Here is a 4,599-nt window from a genome sequence, read left to right on the forward strand (position 1 = left end):
CTGTCCGAACTGTTCATCGTCGAGGGTGACTCGGCAGGTGGTTCGGCCAAGCAGGGCCGCAACCGCAAGAACCAGGCGGTGCTGCCGCTGCGCGGCAAGATCCTCAACGTGGAACGTGCCCGCTTCGACCGCATGCTGGCGTCCGACCAGGTGGGTACGCTGATCACCGCGCTGGGCACCGGTATCGGTCGCGACGAGTACAACCCGGACAAGCTGCGTTACCACAAGATCATCATCATGACCGACGCCGACGTCGACGGCGCGCACATCCGCACCCTGCTGCTGACGTTCTTCTACCGTCAGATGCCGGAGCTGATCGAGCGCGGTTATGTCTATATCGGCCTGCCGCCGCTGTACAAGATCAAGCAGGGCAAGCAGGAGCTGTACCTGAAGGACGATCCGGCACTGGACAGCTATCTGGCCAGCAGCGCGGTGGAAAGCGCTGGGCTGGTGCCGGCCGCCGGCGAGCCGCCGATCGATGGCGTGGCGCTGGAAAAGCTGTTGCTCGCCTACGCTGCCGCGCAGGACACGATCAACCGCAATACCCACCGCTACGATCGCAACCTGCTCGAAGCGCTGGTCGACTTCATGCCGTTGGAGCTGGAAAGCCTGCGCACTGCAGGTCCTGGCGAAGGCCTGGACGCGCTGGCCAAGCACCTCAACCGGGGCAACCTCGGCAGCGCCCGTTTCACCCTGGAACTGCAGGAACCCAACGAGCAGCGTCCGGCTGCGGTGCTGGTCACGCGCAGCCACATGGGTGAACAGCATATCCAGGTGCTGCCGCTGTCCGCACTTGAAGGCGGCGAGCTGCGCGGAATCCACCAGGCAGCGCAGCTGCTGCACGGACTGGTCCGCGAGGGTGCGGTCATCAGCCGCGGTGCCAAGTCGATCGAAGTCGAGTCGTTCGCGCAGGCCCGCAACTGGCTGCTGGACGAAGCCAAGCGCGGCCGTCAGATCCAGCGATTCAAGGGTCTGGGTGAAATGAATCCGGAACAGCTGTGGGATACCACCGTGAATCCCGATACCCGTCGCCTACTGCAGGTGCGTATCGAAGATGCGGTGGCTGCTGACCAGATCTTCAGCACCCTGATGGGGGATGTGGTCGAACCGCGTCGTGACTTCATCGAAGACAACGCGTTGAAGGTCGCCAACCTGGATATCTGACACAATCGGATCGTGGCCGGCGCGCGGGGAGGTGCGCCGGCTTTTGTCCCTTGATCGCAGGTAATCGATGTCCGCTTCCGCCCCGGTTTCCGCTCCGCCGCCGGTCCCGCCGGCAACCACTGTCACCCGCGCCTCCTCGCCGTTGGCGGGTTTCTTCATCGATCTGGGTATCGCCGCCGTCACCCTGTTCGGGTTGAGCCTGGTGAGTGGTCTGATCTGGGGGCTCTACCGCGGCATCGTGGTGGGCTATGCCAGCGCCAAATCCGGCGGCGGCACGCCCGATACCGCAGCGGTCGCCCAGCAGCTCGGCCAACCCGGTGCGCTCGGGCAGATCCTGATGGCACTGGTCGCTACCGGCGGCGCAGCGCTGCTGGTGTATTTCTGGCGCCGACCGGCCCACGCTGTCGAACGCCAGCGTTCGCGGGAAGCACTCCGTCGCCCCTCCACTTGGGGATGGACCCTGCTGGTTGCCAGCGCGATCGTGATCGGCAGCAACGGTATCGCCTTCGTGGCCAAGCAGATGGGCATCGAGCCGGTGCCGACAAACCTCGAACTGATGCAGAACGCGGTTGCCCGTTTTCCGCTGTTCCTGACGTTGTTTGCCGTGGTGCTTGCACCCGCCTACGAAGAACTCCTATTCCGCCGGGTCCTGTTCGGGCGTCTGTGGCAGGCCGGACGGCCGTGGCTGGGGATGATCCTGAGCAGCCTGGCGTTCGCGCTCATCCATGAAATTCCCGGTACCAGCGCCAATGGCCCGGCCGAGATCGCACAGCTGTGGCTGGTCTATGGCGGCATGGGCGCTGCGTTCTGCTGGCTGTACCGCCGCACGGGCAGCTTGTGGGCGGCGATCGCCGCACATGCACTGAACAATGCCGTGGCGCTTGCAGCCCTGGTGTTTTTCGGGGCAACGTAAGGCGTTGTCCGCTTGACGAAAGATTAAGCAGACCCGTTACACACTGGGCTTCTGAACACGGGGGTGGGTCCATGAAACAACTGCTGTTGGCCATCGTCATCACCACTCTGGTCAGCGCCTGCGCGACCACCACTTCGCCCACCGGCCGCCGGCAGATGGTGGGCGGTGTGTCGCAGGCACAGCTGGACCAGCTGGGTGCGCAGGCATTCGCTGAAACCAAGCAGAAAGAGAAGATCAGCAGCGACGGCCGCCAGAACGGCTACGTGCAATGCGTGGTCAACGCGCTCGTCGCACAGTTGCCGCCTCAGTACCGTGGCGTACGGTGGGAGACGGCTGTGTTCGTCGACAAGGAACCGAACGCCTTCGCCCTGCCCGGCGGCAAGGTCGGGGTCAACACCGGCATCTTCAGCGTCGCCAAGAACCAGGATCAGCTGGCCGCAGTGATCGGCCACGAGATCGGTCATGTGATCGCCCGCCACCATGAAGAGCGCATCACCCGTCAGATGGGCGCGCAGACCGGATTGGCGGTGCTGGGGGCGCTGGCCGGAGCGTATGGCGGCGAAGGCGCGGCCAGCACGGTCAACCAGCTGGGCGGGATGGGGGCACAGACCGCGTTCCTGTTGCCCGGCTCACGCACCCAGGAGAGCGAGGCTGACGTGATCGGTCAGCGGTTGATGGCCGAGGCCGGATTCAACCCCGCCCAGGCCGTCGATCTATGGCAGAACATGATGGCCGCCAGTGGCGGTCGCAGCCCGCAATGGTTGTCCACCCATCCTGATCCAGCCAATCGGATCAGGGAGTTGCAACGCGATGTGCCGGCGCTCGGCCCCGTCTACCAGCAGGCCCAGGCGGCTGGACGCCGGCCAAAGTGTGGCTGAGTGCGCAGATTCATGCTGTATTGCAGCACATAAAACGATTTCTCACGCCATCTGTTTCTGATACGTTTGGCGGCTCAGATTTTTCTGACAGTCCGACTTTGCCGCTACCGGCGGTTCGATCGAGGTGAACGATGATTTTCCGTAACCACAAAGCTGTGCTTTCCGTCCTCATCGCCACTGCCCTGACCGGCGCCGTGGTCACTGACGCGTTCGCGCAGTCCTCGCGTTCGTCCGAGCGTGGCAACCGTGGCGGCAAGCAGGCGAAGGCCGAAGTGCTGTTCCCGAACGCGACCCGCCAGGAACCGGCAGCCAAGTCGTCGGCCAAGCTGGGCAGCAAGCTGCAGAAGATGATTGACAGCTACAACAAGGAAAAGTTCCCGGAGACCCGTACGCTGGCCGACGAGATCCTGGCCGCCGAGGGCGCCAACGAGTACGACAAGTCGCTGGCCGCGCAGCTCGCCTCCCAGGCGGCCTACCAGACCGACGACACCGCAGCCGCCATCGCCTACCTGAAGCAGGTGCTGCAGTTCAACGGCCTGGACAACAACGGCCACTTCCAGTCGATGCTGATGCTGGGCCAGCTGCAGATCCAGGAAGACAAGACCGCTGAAGGCCTGGCGACCCTGGACAAGTACTTCGCCGAGAGCAAGTCGACCAAGCCGGAAGAGCTGATCATCAAGGGCCAGGCGCTTTACCAGCTGGAGCGCTACCAGGAAGCGATCCCGGTGCTCAAGCAGGCCATCGCCGGCGCAGCCGAGCCGAAGGACAACTGGAACCAGCTGCTTATGGCCGCGCTGTCCGAAGCCGGCCAGACCGGTGAAGCCGTGCAGGCCGCCGAAGCACTGGCGGCCAAGAACCCGAATGACAAGAAAGCGCAGCTGAACCTGGCCAACATGTACATGCAGGCCGACCAGATGCCGAAGGCCGCCACGGTGATGGACAAGCTGCGCAGCAGCGGTCAGCTCACCGAAGAGCGCGAGTACAAGCAGCTGTACTCGATCTATGCCAACACCGAGAACAAGGAAAAGGACGTCATCGCGGTCATCAACGAAGGGTTGCAGAAGGGCATCCTGAAGCCGGATTACCAGGTCTACCTGGCACTGGCCCAGTCCTACTACTACTCCGACCAGGTGCCGCAGGCGATCGACGCGTGGCAGAAGGCCGCCCCGCTCTCCAAGGACGGTGAGACCTACCTGAATCTGGCACGCGTTTTGCACAGTGAAGGTCGTGTCCCGGAGGCCAAGCAGGCCGCCCAGCAGGCGCTGGCGAAGGGCGTGAAGAACCAGGCTGATGCCAAGAAAATCATCAACCTGAAGTAAGTAGGAATAACGCCTGAACGCCTGCCCAGTTGATGCGCAAGCGCTCAGGATTGGTATAAGCTTGGAGGTTCCTGCGGTGTCATGCACCGCTGATCAGGGATCCCGCCCCCGGGATTCCGGCCCCACTATTGAGCTCTTGGCGCATGACGGAACAACTAGTCGTTCACCGGTACGAACAACCCGATGACTCGGGGCTGAGCTGGCCTCGCATCGTCGGTATCGCGTTTGTAATCGCCCTGCATCTGGCGGCCTTCATGATGCTCCTGATTCCCGCCGTGGCTCCCAAGGCCGTGACGGAGAAGGAGCGCAACGTCATGGTGACCAT

Annotated in this window: 4 protein-coding genes and 1 pseudogene; all 5 read left to right on the forward strand. The window is 63.4% G+C overall.

What is annotated here, in order from left to right; all coding sequences use genetic code 11:
• Positions 1-1,164: toprim domain-containing protein (locus tag DBR20_RS23255; RefSeq protein WP_258223378.1), on the forward strand; the 1,164-nt coding region annotated here is incomplete at its 5' end.
• Between the two features lie 67 nt (positions 1,165-1,231).
• A complete protein-coding gene (locus tag DBR20_RS14950; RefSeq protein ID WP_108266720.1) occupies positions 1,232-2,077 on the forward strand; it encodes a CPBP family intramembrane glutamic endopeptidase in 846 nt (281 codons plus the stop codon).
• Between the two features lie 71 nt (positions 2,078-2,148).
• Positions 2,149-2,955, forward strand: coding sequence for a M48 family metallopeptidase (locus DBR20_RS14955; protein ID WP_025875555.1), 807 nt, complete (start codon positions 2,149-2,151; stop codon positions 2,953-2,955).
• Between the two features lie 131 nt (positions 2,956-3,086).
• A complete protein-coding gene (locus DBR20_RS14960) occupies positions 3,087-4,274 on the forward strand; it encodes a tetratricopeptide repeat protein (RefSeq protein WP_108266721.1) in 1,188 nt (395 codons plus the stop codon).
• A gap of 143 nt (positions 4,275-4,417) precedes the next feature.
• A pseudogene (locus tag DBR20_RS14965) lies at positions 4,418-4,599 on the forward strand (energy transducer TonB); the annotation flags it as partial.

Origin of the sequence: Stenotrophomonas sp. HMWF023, from assembly GCF_003060985.1 — a bacterium.
Classification (GTDB): domain Bacteria; phylum Pseudomonadota; class Gammaproteobacteria; order Xanthomonadales; family Xanthomonadaceae; genus Stenotrophomonas; species Stenotrophomonas lactitubi.

Excerpts from the sequence above, each read along its gene's own strand:
- DBR20_RS14950 (WP_108266720.1), top strand. The coding sequence starts at position 1,232 with ATGTCCGCTTCCGCCCCGGTTTCCGCTCCGCCGCCGGTCCCGCCGGCA.
- DBR20_RS14960 (WP_108266721.1), top strand. The coding sequence starts at position 3,087 with ATGATTTTCCGTAACCACAAAGCTGTGCTTTCCGTCCTCATCGCCACT.
- DBR20_RS14955 (WP_025875555.1), top strand. The coding sequence starts at position 2,149 with ATGAAACAACTGCTGTTGGCCATCGTCATCACCACTCTGGTCAGCGCC.